Origin of the sequence: Streptomyces acidiscabies (assembly GCF_020010905.1) — a bacterium.
GTDB lineage: Bacteria > Actinomycetota > Actinomycetes > Streptomycetales > Streptomycetaceae > Streptomyces > Streptomyces acidiscabies.
Window position 1 is genome coordinate 3,096,062 of the sequence record NZ_JAGJBY010000002.1, and the last position, 18,506, is coordinate 3,114,567.

An 18,506-nucleotide genomic window follows, 5' to 3' on the forward strand; every position below is an offset into this window, starting at 1 on the left:
ACTTCAGCTGGACACCGCCGCGCGGGGGTCCGGGCGGCGTGTCCGAAATAGTGTGTATTGGGTCGGCAGTGTAGAACGGGAGATGTGACGGCAATGGCTACGGAGACCCCCAGGACCGACGCACAGCGTGCCGTCTTGGGCGGCGGCCGATGACCGACACCACCCTCGCGCACGACGCCCGCAGCACGCTCGACAAGGCCGCCGACGAGAATTTCCCCGTCGCCCCCTTCTTCCTCCCCCGCGCCTGGCGCGACGACCTCATGGCCGTCTACGGCTTCGCGCGCCTCGTCGACGACATCGGCGACGGCGACCTCGCCCCCGGCGGCGCCGACGCCCGCCACCTCGGCGTCCCCGACTCGCAGGCCGACGACCGCGTCGCCATGCTCGACGCCTTCGAGACCGACCTGCGCCGCGTCTTCGACGGCACGCCCCGCCACCCCCTCCTGCTGAACCTCCAGCCCACGGTCCGCCGCCGCGACCTCACCCCCGGGCCCTTCCTGGGCCTGATCGCCGCCAACCGCCAGGACCAGCTGGTCAGCCGCTACGCGACGTACGACGACCTCCTCGCCTACTGCGAGCTGTCCGCCAACCCGGTGGGCCGCCTGGTCCTCGCCGTCACCGGCACCGCGACCCCCGAGCGGATCCGCCGCTCCGACGCGATCTGCACCGCCCTCCAGATCGTCGAGCACCTCCAGGACGTCGCCGAGGACCTCGGCCGCGACCGCATCTACCTGCCCGCCGAGGACATGGACCGCTTCCGTGTCACCGAGACCGACCTTGCGCAGGCGCACGCCGGCGCGTCCCTGCGCGCACTGGTCGCGTTCGAGACGGAACGCGCCTGTCAACTCCTGAATGAAGGCGCCCCCCTTGTGGGTAGCGTCACCGGCAGGCTCAGACTGCTGCTCGCGGGGTTCGTGGCGGGGGGACGGGCGGCGGCGCACGCGATCTCCGCCGTCCGGTACGACGTACTTCCCGGCCCGCCGAGGCCCGGCAAGCTCAGGCTGCTGCGCGAGGTGGGCGTGACCCTGCGAGGAGAGGGGTGATCCGGTCCGTGGAACCGTCACCGAACGTGTCCGCGCCGGTACTCGCCGCCTACAGCTACTGCGAGGCCGTCACCGGCACACAGGCCCGCAACTTCGCTTACGGCATCCGGCTGCTGCCCACATCCAAGAGACGCGCGATGTCCGCGCTGTACGCGTTCTCCCGACGCGTCGACGACATCGGCGACGGCGACCTGAAACCCGAGGTGAAACGCACCCGTCTCGACGAGACCCGCGTCCTGCTCGCGCGGGTGCGCCAGGGCGACGTCGCCGAGGACGACACCGACCCCGTCGCGGTCGCCCTCACCCACGCCTCCCACGTCTACCCGGTGCCGCTCGGCGGGCTCGACGAGCTGATCGACGGCGTCGAGATGGACCTGCGCGGCGAGACCTACGAGACCTGGGACGACCTCAAGACGTACTGCAAGTGCGTCGCCGGAGCCATCGGCCGGCTCTCCATCGGCGTCTTCGGCACCCGCCCCGGCGCGCGCGGCGTCGAACGGGCCCCCGAGTACGCCGACACCCTCGGCCTCGCCCTCCAGCTCACCAACATCCTGCGCGACGTCCGCGAGGACGCCGAAGGCGGCCGTACCTACCTCCCCGCCGACGACCTCGCCAAGTTCGGCTGCGCGGCCGGCTTCGCCGCCCCGACGCCCCCGCCGGGCTCCGACTTTGCGGGCCTCATCCACTTCGAGGTACGGCGCGCCCGCGCGCTGTTCGCCGAGGGCTACCGCCTGCTGCCGATGCTGGACCGGCGCAGCGGTGCGTGCGTGGCCGCGATGGCCGGGATCTACCGGCGCCTGCTCGACCGCATCGAACGCGACCCCGAGGCCGTCCTGCGCGGCCGGGTCTCGCTGCCCGGCCACGAGAAGGCGTACGTCGCCGCGCGCGGCCTGTCCGGACTCGACGCCCGGCACATCTCCCGACAGACCGTCAGGAGGAACCCCTGATGGGCTCACACGCCCCACGGGCACCTCGGGCAACCTCCGGCCCCGGCGCGGCGTCCCTGTCTGCGACAGCCCCCGGTGCACAGTTCATCCACCACCGCGGGGGATCAGGAAAGGGCGCACGATGACCGACGAGAGCACCGGCCGTTCAGCCGTCGTCGTCGGCGGCGGCCTCGCCGGGGTCACCGCGGCGCTCGGCCTCGCGGACGCGGGCGTGGAGGTCACCCTCCTGGAAGGCCGGCCACGCCTCGGCGGCCTCGCGTTCTCCTTCCAGCGCGGCGAGTTGAGCGTCGACAACGGCCAGCACGTCTACCTGCGCTGCTGCACGGCCTACCGCTGGTTCCTGGAGCGCATCGGCGGCGCCGCACTCGCCCCGCTCCAGCCCCGGCTGGACGTACCGGTCGTCGACGTCGCCAGACCCGAGGGACGGCGCCTGGGCCGGCTCAGGCGGGACGCCCTGCCGGTGCCGCTGCATCTCGGGCGCAGCCTCGCCACGTACCCGCATCTCTCGCTCGCCGAGCGCGCCAAGGTGGGCCGCGCCGCGCTCGCGCTGAAGGGGCTCGACCTCGCCGATCCGGCGCTGGACGACCAGGACTTCGGCGGCTGGCTGGCCGCGCACGGCCAGTCCGCGCGGACCGTCGAGGCCCTGTGGGACCTGGTCGGGGTCGCCACCCTCAACGCGGTCGCGGCAGACGCCTCGCTGGGGCTCGCCGCGATGGTGTTCAAGACCGGTCTGCTGTCCGACCCGGGCGCCGCCGACATCGGCTGGGCCCATGTACCGCTGGGCGAACTGCACGACCGGCTGGCCCGCAAGGCGCTCGACTCCGCGGGCGTGAACATCGAGGTCCGAACACGCGTCACCTCCATCTCCCGCCAGGACAACGGCCGGTGGACCGTGGAAGTTCCCGGCCGCACCATCGAGACGGACGCGGTCGTCCTCGCCGTACCCCAGCGCGAGGCGTACGACCTCCTGCCGGACGGCGCGCTCGACGCCCCCGAGCGGCTGCTGGAGATCGGCACCGCGCCGATCCTGAACGTGCACGTGATCTACGACCGGCCGGTCATGAACGTCCCCTTCCTCGCCGCGCTCGGCACCCCCGTGCAGTGGGTCTTCGACCGCACCGCCGCCTCCGGGCTCACCGAGGGCCAGTACCTGGCGCTGTCCCAGTCGGCCGCGCAGGACGAGATCGACGCGCCCGTGGCGACGCTCCGCGAGCGCTACCTCCCCGAGCTGGAGAAGCTGCTGCCGAAGGCGCGCGGCGCCGCCGTACGCGACTTCTTCGTCACCCGCGAGAAGACCGCGACCTTCGCCCCCGCCCCCGGCGTCGGGCGGCTGCGTCCCGGCGCCCGCACGAAAGCACCCGGCCTCTACCTGGCCGGCGCGTGGACCGCCACCGGGTGGCCCGCGACCATGGAGAGCGCGGTCCGCAGCGGTACGAACGCGGCGGACGCCGCGCTCGGCGCGCTCGGCCGCCCACGACCCTCCCGGCTCTTCGCATCTGAGGAGGCCGCCTGATGCTCCGCCAGCACAGCACGGCAGGTTCCCGCACCTCCGGTACCGCGGCCCCCGATCACGCCGCGCACGCCGCGCACACCGCGACAAGAGGAGAAACTGTGCCCACTGTGCCCCCGGCTACGCCGGCCGCCGCTCGAAGGACCGCGGTGGACGTGGCCGCGCTCCTGGAGCGCGGACGCACCCTGGCCAGCCCGGTGCTGCGGGCCGCCGTGAGCCGGCTCGCACCCCCCATGGACACGGTCGCGGCCTACCACTTCGGCTGGATCGACGCCCTGGGCAACCCCACCGAGGGCGACGGCGGCAAGGCCGTACGCCCCGCGCTCGCCGTGCTCTCCGCCGAGGTCACCGGCGCCGACCCGGCCGTCGGCGTACCCGGCGCGGTCGCCGTCGAGCTGGTGCACAACTTCTCCCTCCTGCACGACGACCTGATGGACGGCGACGAGCAGCGCCGCCACCGCGACACCGTCTGGAAGGTGCACGGCCCCGCCCAGGCGATCCTCGTCGGCGACGCCCTGTTCGCGCTCGCCTACGAGGTCCTCCTGGAGCCCGGCACCGCCGGCGCCGGCCGCGCCGCACGCCGGCTCACCGCCGCGACCCGCGCCCTCATCGACGGGCAGGCCCAGGACATCTCCTACGAGCACCGCGACCGCGTCAGCGTCGAGGAGTGCCTGGAGATGGAGGGCAACAAGACCGGCGCCCTCCTCGCCTGCGCCTCCTCCGTCGGGGCCGTCCTCGGCGGGGCGGGCGAGAAGGACGCCGACACCCTGGAGAAGTACGGCTACCACCTGGGCCTCGCCTTCCAGGCCGTCGACGACCTCCTCGGCATCTGGGGCGACCCGGACGCGACCGGCAAGCAGACCTGGTCCGACCTGCGCCAGCGCAAGAAGTCCCTGCCCGTCGTCGCCGCCCTCGCGGCCGGTGGCAGCGCCTCCGACCGGCTCGGCGACCTGCTCGCCGCCGATGCGAAGAGCACCGACTTCGCGAACTTCTCCGAGGAGGAGTTCGCGGCCCGCGCCGCCCTCATCGAGGAGGCGGGCGGCCGGGAGTGGACGGCCGCGGAAGCGCGCCGCCAGCACACCATCGCCATCGAAGCCCTCGGCGACGTGGACATGCCCGAGCAGGTACGGGAGAAGTTCACGGCGCTCGCCGACTTCGTCGTCGTACGAAAGAGATGATCACTATCGGTCGAATAGCCCTCGCGTAGTCGCCGGCCGGTGCCGCGAGGAGAACGGAAGCACCGGCCGACGGCGGACCCACAGCAGCACGACTTCGCACGACTGCACTGATAGGGGAAGCCATGACAGCGACGACCGACGGAAGCACCGGTGCGGCACTCCCGCACCGCGCTGCCTCGGCCAGCGAAACCGACATCACGATCCCCGTGGCGGCCGGGGTACAAGAAGCCGCCGAGCGCGCGATGCGCCGCGCCACCGACCACCTGCTCGCCCACCAGGACGCGCAGGGCTGGTGGAAGGGCGACCTGGAGACCAACGTCACCATGGACGCCGAGGACCTGCTCCTGCGGCAGTTCCTCGGCATCCGCGACGAGAGGACCACCCAGGCCTCCGCCCTCTTCGTGCGCGGCGAACAGCGCGAGGACGGCACCTGGGCCACCTTCTACGGCGGCCCCGCCGACCTCTCCGCGACCATCGAGGCGTACGTCGCCCTGCGGCTCGCCGGGGACGACCCCGGGGCGCCGCACATGGCGAAGGCGTCCGCCTGGATCCGTGCGCAGGGCGGCCTCGCCTCCGCCCGCGTCTTCACCCGGATCTGGCTCGCCCTGTTCGGCTGGTGGAAGTGGGAGGACCTGCCCGAACTCCCGCCGGAACTCATCTACTTCCCGCGCTGGTTCCCGCTGTCGATCTACAACTTCGGCTGCTGGGCCCGGCAGACCATCGTCCCGCTGACCGTGGTCTCCGCGAAGCGCCCGGTGCGCCCGGCGCCCTTCCCGCTGGACGAGCTGCACACCGACCCCTCGGTGCCCAACCCGCCCAAACCCCTCGCCCCGCTGGCGAGTTGGGACGGGCTGTTCCAGCGGCTCGACAAAGTCGTGCGCGGCTACCGGCCGTTCGCGGTGCGCAGGCTCAGGCGTTCCGCGCTGAACTCCGCCGCCCGCTGGATCGTCGAGCGGCAGGAGAACGACGGCTGCTGGGGCGGCATCCAGCCGCCCGCCGTGTACTCCGTGATCGCCCTCCACCTGCTCGGCTACGACCTCGAACACCCCGTCATGCGCGCCGGGCTGGAGTCGCTGGATCGTTACGCCGTGTGGCGCGAGGACGGCGCCCGGATGATCGAGGCGTGCCAGTCGCCGGTGTGGGACACGTGCCTGGCGACCATCGCGCTCGCCGACGCCGGAGTGCCCGCCGATCACCCGCAGTTGGTGAAGGCCGCCGACTGGATGCTCGGCGAGCAGATCGTGCGGCCCGGCGACTGGTCCGTGTCGCGGCCCCAACTTCCGCCGGGCGGCTGGGCGTTCGAGTTCCACAACGACAACTACCCGGACATCGACGACACCGCCGAGGTCGTCCTCGCGCTCCGCCGGGTCCGCCACCACGACCCGCAGCGCGTGGAGAAGGCGATCGCGCGCGGGGTGCGGTGGAACCTCGGGATGCAGTCCCGGGACGGCGGGTGGGGCGCCTTCGACGTCGACAACACGAGTCCCTTCCCCAACCGGCTGCCGTTCTGCGACTTCGGCGAGGTCATCGACCCGCCGTCCGCCGACGTCACCGCGCACGTCGTCGAGATGCTCGCGGTCGAGGGCCTCTCCCACGACCCGCGCACCCGGCGCGGCATCGCCTGGCTGCTGGCCGAACAGGAGCCGGACGGCTCGTGGTTCGGGCGCTGGGGCGTCAACTACGTGTACGGCACCGGGTCGGTGGTCCCCGCGCTCGTCGCCGCCGGGCTGCCCGCCCAGCACCCCGCGATCCGGCGGGCCGTGACCTGGCTGGAGCACGTCCAGAACGAGGACGGCGGCTGGGGCGAGGACCTGCGCTCCTACCAGGAGTCCACGAAGTGGGCGGGCAGCGGCGACTCCACGGCGTCCCAGACCGGTTGGGCCCTGATGGCGCTCCTCTCGGCGGGCGAGCGCGACTCCCGCGCCGTCGAGCGGGGCATCGCGTGGCTCGCCGAGACCCAGCGGGAGGACGGTTCGTGGGACGAGCCGTACTTCACCGGTACGGGCTTCCCGTGGGACTTCTCGATCAACTACCACCTGTACCGGCAGGTGTTCCCGCTGACCGCGCTCGGGCGGTACGTCAACGGGGAGCCGGTGTTCGCGAGGACACCGGACACGGCGCAGAGGGGGGCCGGTTCAGGCGGCCGGCCCTCCACCGGCGCCGGGCGGGGCGGCACGACGGTCTCCGCCGACAGCCGGGGCTCCCGGGAAGCGCCCTCCGCCGGGTCGCCCGAAGTCAAGGCGAGCTGATGGGGGCCCCGCCCGCCCCGGCCCCGCTGCTGATCGCCTGTGCGCTGGGCATCGAGCATGTCGCCCTGCGCCTGGGGGACCGCAGCGGGGCCGCCGGGCCCGTGACCGTCCTGCGCACCGGGATGGGGCCGAGGGCCGCCGAGCGGTCGGTCGGGCGGGTGCTCGGGGATCCGGTGCTGGCGGGGGCCGCCGTCCTCGCCACCGGGTTCTGTGCGGGGCTCGCTCCCGGGATGCACCCCGGTGACCTGGTGGTCGCCGAGGAGACCCGGGACCCGCGCGGGAGCGTCCCGTGCGTGGATACGGAACTGCTCGTCAAAGAACTCGCCCGCACCCTGCCGGGGTGCACCGTCCACACGGGCCCCCTCGTGGGGTCCGACCACGTCGTCCGGGGCCCGGAACGTTCCGCGCTCAGGGCCACCGGCGCGATCGCCGTGGACATGGAGTCCGCCGCCACGCTCCTGAGCGCCGTGCGCGCGGGCACACGCCCCGTTGCGGCCGTCCGGGTGGTCGTGGACGCTCCAGAACATGAACTCGTCCGGATCGGCACGCTGCGCGGTGGAATATCGGCTTTCCGCGTCCTTCGTTCCGTCCTGCCTTCTTTCTTCGAATGGCACCGTAATGTGCTGCTCCCTCGGAGGTGAGCCAGATGGCCATGCCGCTGCGTCAGTCCATCAAAGTCGCCACATACCTGGTCGAACAGAAGCTCCGTAAGCGGGACAAGTTCCCGCTGATCGTGGAGCTGGAACCCCTGTTCGCCTGCAACCTGAAGTGCGAGGGCTGCGGCAAGATCCAGCACCCGGCCGGTGTCCTCAAACAGCGCATGCCCGTCGCCCAGGCGGTCGGCGCGGTCCTGGAGTCCGGCGCGCCGATGGTGTCCATCGCGGGCGGCGAACCCCTGATGCACCCTCAGATCGACGAGATCGTGCGCCAGTTGGTGGCCCGGAAGAAGTACGTCTTCCTCTGCACCAACGCCCTGCTGCTGCGCAAGAAGATCGAGAAGTTCACGCCGTCGCCGTACTTCGCGTTCACCGTGCACATCGACGGGCTGCGCGAGCGGCACGACGAGTCGGTGGCCAAGGAGGGGGTGTTCGACGAGGCCGTGGAGGCGATCAAGGAGGCCAAGCGGCGCGGCTTCCGCGTCACCACCAACTCGACGTTCTTCAACACCGACACCCCGCAGACCATCATCGAGGTCCTCAACTACCTCAACGACGACCTCAAGGTCGACGAGATGATGATCTCGCCCGCCTACGCCTACGAGAAGGCGCCCGACCAGGACCACTTCCTCGGCGTCGAGCAGACCCACGAACTGTTCCGCAAGGCGTTCTCCGGCGGCAGCCGGCGCCGCTGGCGGCTCAACCACTCCCCGCTCTTCCTGGACTTCCTGGAGGGCAAGGTCGACTTCCCCTGCACGGCCTGGGCGATCCCCAACTACTCCCTCTTCGGCTGGCAGCGACCCTGCTACCTGATGGCCGACGGCTACGTCCCGACGTACCGCGAACTCATCGAGAAGACCGACTGGGACAAGTACGGGCGCGGCAAGGACCCGCGCTGCGACAACTGCATGGCCCACTGCGGCTACGAACCGACCGCCGTCCTCGCCACCATGGGCTCGCTGAAGGAGTCGCTGCGGGCCATGCGCGAGACCGTCGCCGGAAACCGCGAGTGACCTCGGTCCCTCTGGGCGTCCCCGAGGTACCGGCCCGTCCGATCGCCGCGCGACGCGTCTCGCGGCGGATCGACGTCGGGCCGGTACCGGTCGGGGGCGGGGCCCCCGTGTCGGTGCAGTCGATGACGACGACCCGTACGTCGGACATCGGCGCGACCCTCCAGCAGATCGCCGAACTCACCGCGTCCGGCTGCCAGATCGTCCGCGTCGCCTGTCCCACGCAGGACGACGCGGACGCGCTCGCGACCATCGCCCGCAAATCGCAGATCCCGGTGATCGCGGACATCCACTTCCAGCCGAAGTACGTGTTCGCCGCGATCGAGGCGGGCTGCGCGGCCGTCCGCGTCAACCCCGGGAACATCAAGCAGTTCGACGACCAGGTCCGCGAGATCGCGCGGGCCGCCCGCGATCACGGGACGCCGATCCGGATCGGGGTCAACGCGGGGTCGCTGGACCGGCGGCTGCTCCAGAAGTACGGCAAGGCGACGCCGGAGGCGCTGGTGGAGAGTGCGCTGTGGGAGGCGTCGCTGTTCGAGGAGCACGGGTTCCGCGACATCAAGATCTCCGTCAAGCACAACGACCCCGTCGTCATGGTCGAGGCGTACCGGCAGCTGGCCGCGCAGTGCGACTGTCCGCTGCACCTCGGGGTCACCGAGGCGGGGCCCGCGTTCCAGGGGACCGTCAAGTCGGCCGTCGCGTTCGGGGCGTTGCTGGCCCAGGGCATCGGCGACACCATCCGCGTCTCGCTGTCCGCGCCGCCCGCCGAGGAGGTCAAGGTCGGCATCCAGATCCTGGAGTCGCTGAACCTGCGGCAGCGGCGGCTGGAGATCGTCTCCTGCCCGTCCTGCGGGCGCGCCCAGGTCGACGTGTACAAGCTCGCCGACGAGGTCATGGCCGGGCTCGACGGCATGGAGGTGCCGCTGCGGGTCGCCGTCATGGGGTGCGTCGTCAACGGCCCCGGCGAGGCGCGGGAGGCCGACCTCGGGGTCGCCTCCGGGAACGGCAAGGGGCAGATCTTCGTGAAGGGCGAGGTCGTCAGGACCGTACCCGAGTCGAAGATCGTCGAGACCCTGATCGAGGAGGCGATGAAGATCGCCGCACAGCTGGAGAAGGACGGCGCCGGGACGGGAGAACCGGCCGTCACCGTGAGCTGAGAACAGCACGGACCGAAGGGGGACCGAGCGTGACGATTCTGGAGAGCATCCGGCAGCCGCGAGACCTGAAGGCGCTGAACGAGCCGCAGCTGCGCCGACTGTCCGAAGAGATCAGGGAGTTCCTGGTGCACGCGGTCGCCAGGACCGGCGGCCACCTCGGACCCAACCTGGGCGTGGTGGAGCTGACGATCGCCCTGCACCGGGTGTTCGCCTCGCCCGTCGACCGCATCCTGTGGGACACCGGCCACCAGGCCTACGTCCACAAGCTCCTGACGGGCCGTCAGGACTTCTCCAAGCTGCGCGGCAAGGGCGGCCTCTCCGGCTACCCCTCCCGCGAGGAGTCCGAGCACGACGTCATCGAGAACAGCCACGCCTCCACCGCGCTCGGCTGGGCCGACGGCCTCGCCAAGGCGCGGGACGTGCAGGGCGAGAAGGGCCACGTCGTCGCCGTCATCGGGGACGGCGCACTGACCGGCGGCATGGCCTGGGAGGCGCTCAACAACATCGCCGCCGCCAAGAACCGGCCCCTGATCATCGTCGTCAACGACAACGAACGCTCCTACGCGCCCACCATCGGCGGCCTCGCCAACCACCTCGCGACCCTGCGCACCACCGACTCCTACGAACGCGTCCTCGCCTGGGGCAAGGACGTCCTCCAGCACACGCCGGTCGTCGGACGGACCGTGTACGAGGCGCTGCACGGCGCGAAGAAGGGGTTCAAGGACGCGTTCGCGCCGCAGGGGCTCTTCGAGGACCTCGGCCTGAAATACGTCGGCCCCATCGACGGCCACGACATCAAGGCCGTCGAGTCCGCGCTGCGCCGCGCGAAACGTTTCCACGGGCCCGTGCTGGTGCACTGCCTCACGGAGAAGGGGCGCGGGTACGAGCCCGCCCTCGCGCACGAGGAGGACCACTTCCACACCGTCGGCGTCATGGACCCGGAGACCTGCGAGCCCCTCGCGCCCTCCAACGGGCCTTCCTGGACTTCGGTGTTCGGGGAGGAGATGGTCAGGATCGGGGAGGAGCGGGACGACGTCGTGGCGATCACGGCGGCCATGCTGCACCCCGTCGGGCTCGGCAGGTTCGCGGAGCGGTTCCCCGACCGGGTGTGGGACGTGGGGATCGCCGAGCAGCATGCGACGGTGAGCGCGGCGGGGCTGGCCACCGGGGGGCTGCATCCCGTCGTCGCCGTGTACGCGACCTTCCTCAACCGGGCTTTCGACCAGCTCCTCATGGACGTCGCCCTGCATCGGTGCGGGGTGACGTTCGTCCTCGACCGGGCCGGGGTGACCGGGGTCGACGGGGCGTCCCACAACGGGATGTGGGACATGTCGATCCTCCAGGTGGTGCCGGGGCTGCGGATCGCCGCGCCTCGGGACGCCGATCAACTCCGGGCGCAGTTGCGGGAGTCGGTGGCCGTGGACGACGCGCCCACGCTGATCCGGTTCCCCAAGGAGTCGGTGGGGCCTTCGATCCCGGCCGTCGAACGGGTCGGGGACATGGACGTGTTGCGGGCGGGGGCGGACGTCCTGCTCGTCGCCGTCGGGGTGATGGCGCCGGTCTGTCTCCAGGCCGCCGAACTGCTGGCGGCTCGGGGGATCGAGTGCACGGTCGTGGATCCTCGGTGGGTCAAGCCCGTCGACCCCGAGCTGCCCGGTCTTGCCGCGCGGCATCGGCTCGTTGCCGTGGTGGAGGACAACTCGCGTTCGGGCGGGGTGGGTTCGGCGGTTGCGCTGGCGCTGGGGGATGCCGAAGTGGACGTTCCCGTACGGCGGTTCGGGATTCCGGAGCAGTTCCTCGCGCACGCGAAGCGGGGGGAGGTGCTGGCGGACATCGGGCTGACGCCGGTGGAGATCGCGGGGCGGATCGGGGCGAGCCTCGCGGTCAAGGACGTGGCCGGGCAGGGGGGTTCCGCTGTCGCGGACGGGGCCGTCAAGGATGTCGCAGTCAAGGAGAAGGAATGAGCACGGAGTTCGACCTCGGCGCCCTCCTCGCAGCGCGCGGCGGCGAGCGCTACGAGCTGCACGGCAAGCACCTCAACCCCCAACTGCCGCGCATGCTGCACACCATCGGCTTCGACAAGGTGTACGACCGTGCCGAGGGCGCCCACTTCTGGGACGCCGACGGCAACGACCACCTCGACATGCTCGCCGGGTTCGGAGTGATGGCCCTCGGCCGCCACCACCCCGTCATCCGCAAGGCGTTGCACGACGTCCTCGACCTCGACCTCGCCGACCTCACGCGCTTCGACTGCCAGCCGCTGCCCGGACTCCTCGCGGAGAGGCTCCTCGCGCACAGCCCGCACCTGGACCGCGTGTTCTTCGGCAACAGCGGCACCGAAGCGGTCGAGACAGCGCTGAAGTTCGCCCGGTACGCGACCGGCAAGCCGCGCGTCCTGTACTGCGAGCACGCCTTCCACGGCCTGACCACCGGCGCCCTCTCGGTCAACGGCGAGGACGGCTTCCGGGACGGGTTCGCGCCGCTGCTGCCCGACACGGCCGTACCGCTCGGCGATCTCGACGCGCTGGCACGGGAGTTGAAGAAGGGTGACGTCGCCGCGCTGATCGTCGAGCCGATCCAGGGCAAGGGCGTGCACGAGGCGCCGCCCGGGTATCTGCGGGGCGCGCAGGAGTTGTTGCGCAAGCACAAAGCGCTGCTGATCGCCGACGAGGTGCAGACCGGGCTCGGGCGGACCGGGGACTTCTACGCCTACCAGCACGAGGACGGGGTCGAGCCGGACCTCGTGTGTGTCGCCAAGGCGCTGTCCGGCGGGTACGTGCCCGTGGGGGCGACGCTCGGGAAGGACTGGATCTTCAAGAAGGTCTACTCGTCGATGGACCGCGTCCTCGTGCACTCCGCGAGTTTCGGGTCCAACGCGCAGGCCATGGCTGTCGGGCTCGCCGTCCTCAGCGTCATGGAGAACGAGCAGACCGTCGCCCATGTCCGCCGGGTCGGGGAGCTGCTGAAGTCGCGGCTCGCGGCGCTGGTCGGGAAGTACGAGCTGCTCGCCGATGTGCGCGGGCGCGGGCTGATGATCGGCATCGAGTTCGGGAAGCCGTCCTCGCTGAAGCTGCGCAGCAGGTGGGCGATGCTCCAGGCCGCCCGCAAGGGGCTGTTCGCGCAGATGGTCGTCGTCCCGCTGCTCCAGCGGCACCGGATCCTCACGCAGGTCTCCGGGGACCATCTGGAGGTCATCAAGCTGATTCCGCCGCTCGTCGTGGACGAGGCGGACGTCGAGCGGTTCGTGGACGCGTTCACCGAGGTGATGGACGACGCGCATGGCGGGGGCGGGCTGATGTGGGACTTCGGGAAGACGCTGATCAAGCAGGCGGTGGCGAACCGGTGATCGAGTGGGGGGCGGCGGGCTGGTGACTGGCGGGCCGCTGATCCGGGATTTTGCCTGTGAGGCAAGAAAGTTGCCTCACAGGCAAGCTCGCGGCTGAATGGAGGCATGAGCACTCCGGACGCCGAGCCGACCACGGCCCTCCCGGCGATGGCCCCGCACCTGCGGGCCCTGCGCCGCCGCGCCTCCCTCACGCTGGAGGCCGCCGCGCGGTCCGCCGGGCTCTCGCCCGCCTACCTCTCCCGGCTGGAGACCGGCCAGCGCCAGCCCTCGCTGCCGATGCTGCTCGCGCTCGCCCGGGTCTACGGTACGACGGTCTCCGAACTCCTCGGCGAGACGTCCGCCGTACGGGACGCGGTCGTGCGCGCCGGGGACATGGAGCCCACCGAGGCGGGCGGCTGGACGTACGTCCAGGCCGGGGCCGCCGGGCGCGGGATGCAGGCCCTGCGGGTGCGGGTGCCGCACGGCGCGCAGGGCGACATCGTGCGCGTGCACCCCGGTGAGGAGTGGCTGTACGTCCTCAAGGGGCGCCTGCGGCTGACCCTCGGCGACTCCACGCACCTCCTCGACCCCGGGGATAGCGCGCACTTCGACTCGCTGACCCCGCACCGCATCGCCGCGCGCGACGCGTCCGGCGTCGACCTTCTGTTCGTCCACACCCTGCTGCAGAGCCCCACGGCCACGCTGTGCCTGGGGACCGACCCTGGAGAACGCCATGAGTGACAACCGTGAGGAAGGCTTCCCGCGTGCGCTGTGGATCAGGCTGCTGATCTATGTCGTCGGCGGCCACGTCCTGGCGCTGTTCATCTGGTTCCTGTTCGAGGCGGGAGCCCGGCAGTAGGCGGGTCGAGGGCCGGGGGGATCACTCCAGGAAGCGGTCCTTCAGGCGGGCCCGCAGCTCCGGCGTCACCCCGAGGCCCTGCTCCAGATACGCGTCCACCGACCCCCAGTGCTCGTCGATCGCGGTGAAGGCCGCCTGGAGGTACTCGGCGCGGGCCTCGAACAGGGGGCTGAGGAGTTCGGTGATCTCGGGGTCGCGCGCGGGGGGCACGGAGCCGTCCGTCCGGCGCAGCTGGTAGCGGCGGTGGGTCGCGTTGGACTCCAGGTAGTCCGCGACGATCGCCTCGCGCTCTACGTCCAGCGCGAGGAGCGTCACCGCGATGGACAGGCCCGCGCGGTCCTTGCCGGCGGCGCAGTGCATCAGCGCGGGCGTGCTGTCGTCGGCGAGGGCGGCCAGCACCTGGGAGTGCTCGGGCGTGCGCCCCTTGATGATCGTCCGGTACGAGGCGATCATGCGCCCGGCCGCCTTGCCCCCGCCGAGGAGCTCGCGCAGCTGCTCGATCCTGCCGTCGCGGACCATCGCCCAGAACTCCGCGCCGTCCGCCGGGTCCGACAGCGGCAGGTTCACATTGCGCGTGCCCGGCAGTTCGACGTCCGGGCCCTCCAGCTTCTGGTCCGCCGCGTTGCGGAAGTCGAAGACCGTGTGCAGCCCCAGCGAGGCCAGGAACGCGGCGTCCTCCTCGGTCGCGTGCGCCAGATGGCCGCTGCGGAACAGCACGCCCTGGCGCACCCGGCGCCCGTCGGTCGTCGGCAGGCCTCCGACGTCACGAAAGTTGCGCACGCCTGCCAGCTCGGGTTCGGTCGAGGGGATCTGCTGCGTCACGGGGTCTCCCTCCCAGTCGGTCCCGGACCGGCGCGGCTCAGGAAAATGGCCGGTGGGACACGCTGTCGACGATACGACATGGGGGTGACACCTCATGAGTTATCCACAGGCGTTGCAGGCGGCCCCCGGGACCCCCGATGATGTTGCTGTCTGGTCGTACGTGTTCGTATGTGTTTTAACTGATTTTCGATCGTGTGAGGGTCTGATGCTGGAAACCGCTGAGAACGGGCGTACGTGGCTCCTGTCGGGCCCCACGAGCAGTTACGCCCTCCACCTCACCGAACGCGGCGAACTGCTGCACCTGCACTGGGGACCGGCGATCGCCCTCGCCGACGCCGAGGCGCTGGCGGCCGTCCCGCTGCCGCACGGCTCGTCCTTCGAGTCCGCGCTCGACGGCCGTGAGGAGTACCCCGTCGAGGGCGGCCCCCGCTTCACCCGCCCCGCGCTCTCCGTGCGCACACCCGCGCGCCGGGGCACCGAGTGGGCCTTCGAGTCGTACGAGGCGGACGGCAATGAACTCCGGCTCGCGTTCCGGGACGGCGGACTGACCGTCGCGCTGCACTACCGGATGCGCGGGGACGTCGTCGAGCGCTGGGCCGTCCTCGGCAACGACGGCGCCGAACCCCTGGAGCTGCTGCGCGCCGACTCCGCGACCTGGACCCTCCCGCACCGCGAGGGCTGGCGCCTCTCCCAGCTCCACGGCCGCTGGGCAGCCGAGTCCCGCCTCACGCGCACGCAGCTCACCTACGGCGAGAAGGCCATCGGCAGCCGTCGCGGCCACACCGGCCACCCGCACCTGCCCTGGGTCGCCCTCGACACCGACGCCACCGAGGAGACCGGCGAGGTCTTCACCACCGCCCTCGGCTGGTCCGGCTCCTGGCGGATCGCCGTCGCCCAGCTCCCCGACGCGCGCGTACAGATCACCGGCGGCGCCGGGCACGACGACTCGGGCCTGCTCCTCCTCGCCGACGGCGACTCCTTCACGACGCCCGTCTTCGCGGCCCTGTGGTCCGACGGCGGCTACGGCGGCGCCAGCCGCGCCTGGCACGTCTACCAGCGCGAGCACGTCATTCCGGACGCCCACGAGAACCGCCCGGTGCTGTTCAACTCCTGGGAGGCGACCACCTTCGACATCTCCGAGGAGCAGCAGCTCGTCCTCGCGCGCAAGGCCGCCGACATCGGGGTCGAGCTGTTCGTCGTCGACGACGGCTGGTTCGGCAAGCGCGTCAGCGACCGTGCGGGCCTCGGCGACTGGACGCCCAACCCCGACCGCTTCCCGCAGGGCCTCAAGCCCCTCGCCGACCAGGTGCACGGCCTCGGGATGCAGTTCGGCATCTGGGTCGAGCCCGAGATGGTCAACCCGGACAGCGACCTCTACCGCGCGCACCCCGACTGGGTGCAGTTCCAGGAGGGCCGCACGCGCAGCGAGTTCCGCAACCAGCTGATGCTGAACCTCGCGCGCGAGGACGTCCAGGAGTACCTCTGGGAGCAGCTCGACACGCTCCTGTCCAGCGCCCCCATCGACTACGTGAAGTGGGACTTCAACCGCTGCTTCACCGACGCCGGCTGGCCCGGTGACCCCTACCCGCAGCGCCTGTGGGTCGACCACGTGCGCGCGCTGTACCGGCTCCTGGACCGGCTGCGCGCGGCGCACCCCGGTGTCGCCTTCGAGTCCTGCTCGGGCGGCGGCGGCCGGATCGACCTCGGCATCCTCAGCCGCACCGACCAGGTGTGGACCTCCGACAACACCGACCCGTTGGACCGGCTCGCCATCCAGCACGGCTTCAGCCAGATCCACCCCGCGCGCGTGATGGCCGCCTGGGTCACCGACAGCCCCAACACCCAGCTCAACCACCGGGTCAGCTCGCTGAAGTTCCGGTTCGTCAGCTCCTTCGCCGGGGTGCTCGGCGTCGGCGGGGACCTCTCGGAGTGGACCGACGCGGAACTCGCCGAGGCGCGCGAGTGGGTGGATCTCTACAAGAAGATCCGGCCCGTCGTCCAGCAGGGCGACCTGTACCGGCTGCGCGCCCCCGAGGGCGGTCTCAGCGCCGTGCAGTACGTGCGCGGTGACGACACCGTCGTCCTGGCCTGGCTCCAGGCCCAGCACTACGGGGAGCCTGTACCGGCGGTGCGGCTGCGCGGACTTGACGCGACGGCGTCGTACGAATGCCTCGAAACCGGCGAAATCCACCGAGGTGCGGTGCTGGTGCATCACGGGCTGCGGACCGGGCTGAGCGGTGACCTCGATGCGGCGGTATTCCGGCTGCGCCGCATCTGAGGTTTCTGTCCGAATTGGGAAATCTGTGAATCGGTCGCGTGAGCAGGGTCATATTTCTGGCCCTGCGCCACGCGTCATGCGCACGTAATAGGCCGGATTTTCAAGGGGATTCAGGGGTTCGGGAGGGTTTTCACGCGGTGTGCGGAGACGGTCGAAACGCACCATGAATCGGCAGGAAAAAGATTCATATACAACTTCTGCTTGTCCCCGTGCGTCCGCGTCGCCTACGTTCATCACCAATCCGGACGGACGCCGAATCCTGCCGCGGTCCGGAGCCGAACACATCCACCAACGAAACGGCAGGAGCGGGGGACCCACAGGCAGTTCCGCCTGGTCCGGTCTTCCCGGAGCAGGCTTGGGGTAAAGCGGCGCCTCGGCGCCGCCGGACATCTCCTGTCCGCACCCGACAGCTCACCTCGTAGGCGCAGGAGAGGAAATCCATGCCCGCCAGGGGTAAGCACCGCCGCCCGAAGCCGCCTCGTTTCTCCCGGTCGCTCGCCGTGGCCGGAACGGGTGGCGCGGCGCTCGCCATTCCGCTCATCGGGGCCACCGGGGCACACGCCCAGACGGCGTCCGCCGCGGGCACCACCGCTACCGCCGCCTCCGTGGCGCCGGTCTCCGGGAAGACGGTCCAGGCCGTCCCGGTCGCGCGCACGGCCTCGGCGACGACGTCGGCCACCACGCGCAAGACGACCACCTACACCGTCCGCTCCGGCGACTACCTCTCGAAGATCGCCGATGAGCAGAACCTCACGGGCGGCTGGCAGCGTCTGTACGAGGACAACCGGGACGCCGTCGGCTCCGACCCGTCGCTGATCCACCCCGGGCTGCGGCTGTCGCTCGGCGCGAAGGCGGCGCGGGCGGAAAGCTCCTCCGGCTCCTCGTCGTCGAGTTCGTCCTCCGGCTCGTCCTCCTCCGGCTCGCGGTCGTCGCAGAAGTCGCAGGGTTCCTCGGACTCCTCGGCTTCCTCGAAGGGCTCCTCCTCGAAGAGTTCCTCCTCGAAGGCCACCACCGAGAGCGCCTCGTCCTCCTCCGGCTTCACCCTCCCCGTCCGGGGCGCGATCATAGGCACCGGCTACCGCGTCGCCGGCAGCATGTGGTCCAGCGGCTACCACACGGGCGTCGACTTCGTCGTCCCGAGCGGTACGACCCTGCGGGCGGTCGGCGCCGGTACGGTCGTCGCGGCCGGCTGGGGCGGGGCGTACGGCAACCAGGTCGTCATCAGGCTCGCGGACGGCTACTACGCGCAGTACGCGCACCTCTCGGCGCTCAACGTCTCGGTCGGCCAGACCGTCGGCGAGGGCCAGCAGATCGGCTACTCCGGCGCCACGGGCAACGTGACCGGAGCGCACCTGCACTTCGAGATGCGCACGACCCCGGACTACGGCTCGGACATAGACCCGCTCGCGTACCTCCGCTCGCACGGAGTCTCCGTCTGACACCAGCATCGTCTGTACACGCCTCCGAAGGCC

The 18,506-nt window shown here is 71.3% G+C and carries 15 protein-coding genes and 1 riboswitch; of the genes, 14 read left to right on the forward strand and 1 reads right to left on the reverse strand.

Annotated features, from left to right (window positions below):
* Window positions 1-149: 149 nt before the first annotated feature.
* From hpnC to J8M50_RS40220, 12 genes are all read left to right on the forward strand, one after another.
* Window positions 150-1,043 carry a squalene synthase HpnC gene (hpnC, locus tag J8M50_RS40165; RefSeq protein WP_010356614.1) on the forward strand — a complete coding sequence of 298 codons (894 nt, stop codon included), beginning with the start codon at window positions 150-152 and terminating at the stop codon, window positions 1,041-1,043.
* Window positions 1,040-1,990, forward strand: a complete 951-nt coding sequence (gene hpnD, locus J8M50_RS40170) for a presqualene diphosphate synthase HpnD (protein WP_010356617.1) — start codon at window positions 1,040-1,042, stop codon at window positions 1,988-1,990. Before hpnC ends, hpnD begins: the two co-directional genes overlap by 4 nt.
* 121 nt (window positions 1,991-2,111) lie before the next feature.
* Entirely contained in the window at window positions 2,112-3,503 is a 1,392-nt protein-coding gene (hpnE, locus tag J8M50_RS40175; RefSeq protein WP_010356619.1) for a hydroxysqualene dehydroxylase HpnE, read from the forward strand.
* Between the two features lie 107 nt (window positions 3,504-3,610).
* On the forward strand, window positions 3,611-4,678 hold the full coding sequence (locus J8M50_RS40180; RefSeq protein ID WP_029184242.1) for a polyprenyl synthetase family protein: 1,068 nt from the start codon (window positions 3,611-3,613) through the stop codon (window positions 4,676-4,678).
* 122 nt (window positions 4,679-4,800) lie between these two features.
* Window positions 4,801-6,927 carry a squalene--hopene cyclase gene (gene shc, locus J8M50_RS40185; RefSeq protein ID WP_010356622.1) on the forward strand — a complete coding sequence of 709 codons (2,127 nt, stop codon included), beginning with the start codon at window positions 4,801-4,803 and terminating at the stop codon, window positions 6,925-6,927.
* Entirely contained in the window at window positions 6,927-7,568 is a 642-nt protein-coding gene (locus J8M50_RS40190; RefSeq protein ID WP_010356623.1) for a phosphorylase family protein, read from the forward strand. The genes shc and J8M50_RS40190 overlap by 1 nt, the downstream gene beginning before the upstream one ends.
* A 5-nt stretch (window positions 7,569-7,573) precedes the next feature.
* Window positions 7,574-8,596 (forward strand): adenosyl-hopene transferase HpnH, encoded by a 1,023-nt coding sequence (gene hpnH, locus J8M50_RS40195; RefSeq protein WP_010356626.1) that lies wholly within the window; start codon window positions 7,574-7,576, stop codon window positions 8,594-8,596.
* A complete protein-coding gene (gene ispG, locus J8M50_RS40200) occupies window positions 8,593-9,750 on the forward strand; it encodes a flavodoxin-dependent (E)-4-hydroxy-3-methylbut-2-enyl-diphosphate synthase (protein WP_075692597.1) in 1,158 nt (385 codons plus the stop codon). Before hpnH ends, ispG begins: the two co-directional genes overlap by 4 nt.
* Before the next feature lie 29 nt (window positions 9,751-9,779).
* The gene (gene dxs / locus J8M50_RS40205) at window positions 9,780-11,714 is read left to right on the forward strand and encodes a 1-deoxy-D-xylulose-5-phosphate synthase (protein ID WP_010356629.1); all 1,935 of its coding nucleotides are present in this window, start codon (window positions 9,780-9,782) and stop codon (window positions 11,712-11,714) included.
* A complete protein-coding gene (locus tag J8M50_RS40210; RefSeq protein ID WP_010356631.1) occupies window positions 11,711-13,096 on the forward strand; it encodes an aspartate aminotransferase family protein in 1,386 nt (461 codons plus the stop codon). The genes dxs and J8M50_RS40210 overlap by 4 nt, the downstream gene beginning before the upstream one ends.
* A gap of 105 nt (window positions 13,097-13,201) precedes the next feature.
* A complete protein-coding gene (locus tag J8M50_RS40215; protein WP_010356633.1) occupies window positions 13,202-13,816 on the forward strand; it encodes a helix-turn-helix domain-containing protein in 615 nt (204 codons plus the stop codon).
* Window positions 13,809-13,934: a DUF6126 family protein gene (locus J8M50_RS40220; protein WP_010356634.1), complete on the forward strand. Its 126-nt coding sequence runs from the start codon at window positions 13,809-13,811 to the stop codon at window positions 13,932-13,934. Before J8M50_RS40215 ends, J8M50_RS40220 begins: the two co-directional genes overlap by 8 nt.
* Before the next feature lie 21 nt (window positions 13,935-13,955).
* Here J8M50_RS40220 and J8M50_RS40225 read toward each other — a convergent pair whose 3' ends face one another.
* The gene (locus J8M50_RS40225) at window positions 13,956-14,756 is read right to left on the reverse strand and encodes a tyrosine-protein phosphatase (RefSeq protein WP_010356635.1); all 801 of its coding nucleotides are present in this window, start codon (window positions 14,754-14,756) and stop codon (window positions 13,956-13,958) included.
* Window positions 14,757-14,961: 205 nt separating this feature from the next.
* Here J8M50_RS40225 and J8M50_RS40230 point away from each other — a divergent pair, with 205 nt between their 5' ends.
* Together J8M50_RS40230 and J8M50_RS40235 are read left to right on the forward strand one after the other, a co-directional pair.
* Window positions 14,962-17,034, forward strand: a complete 2,073-nt coding sequence (locus J8M50_RS40230; protein WP_010356637.1) for an alpha-galactosidase — start codon at window positions 14,962-14,964, stop codon at window positions 17,032-17,034.
* A 276-nt stretch (window positions 17,035-17,310) separates the two neighbouring features.
* Window positions 17,311-17,474, forward strand: a riboswitch (cyclic di-AMP (ydaO/yuaA leader).
* Entirely contained in the window at window positions 17,475-18,473 is a 999-nt protein-coding gene (locus J8M50_RS40235) for a LysM peptidoglycan-binding domain-containing M23 family metallopeptidase (RefSeq protein ID WP_010356639.1), read from the forward strand.
* Window positions 18,474-18,506 lie beyond the last annotated feature (33 nt).

Coding starts and splice junctions, on each gene's coding strand:
- hpnC (WP_010356614.1), top strand. CDS start 150: ATGACCGACACCACCCTCGCGCACGACGCCCGCAGCACGCTCGACAAG.
- hpnE (WP_010356619.1), top strand. CDS start 2,112: ATGACCGACGAGAGCACCGGCCGTTCAGCCGTCGTCGTCGGCGGCGGC.
- shc (WP_010356622.1), top strand. CDS start 4,801: ATGACAGCGACGACCGACGGAAGCACCGGTGCGGCACTCCCGCACCGC.
- J8M50_RS40190 (WP_010356623.1), top strand. CDS start 6,927: ATGGGGGCCCCGCCCGCCCCGGCCCCGCTGCTGATCGCCTGTGCGCTG.
- hpnH (WP_010356626.1), top strand. CDS start 7,574: ATGGCCATGCCGCTGCGTCAGTCCATCAAAGTCGCCACATACCTGGTC.
- J8M50_RS40210 (WP_010356631.1), top strand. CDS start 11,711: ATGAGCACGGAGTTCGACCTCGGCGCCCTCCTCGCAGCGCGCGGCGGC.
- J8M50_RS40215 (WP_010356633.1), top strand. CDS start 13,202: ATGAGCACTCCGGACGCCGAGCCGACCACGGCCCTCCCGGCGATGGCC.
- J8M50_RS40220 (WP_010356634.1), top strand. CDS start 13,809: ATGAGTGACAACCGTGAGGAAGGCTTCCCGCGTGCGCTGTGGATCAGG.
- J8M50_RS40230 (WP_010356637.1), top strand. CDS start 14,962: ATGCTGGAAACCGCTGAGAACGGGCGTACGTGGCTCCTGTCGGGCCCC.
- J8M50_RS40235 (WP_010356639.1), top strand. CDS start 17,475: ATGCCCGCCAGGGGTAAGCACCGCCGCCCGAAGCCGCCTCGTTTCTCC.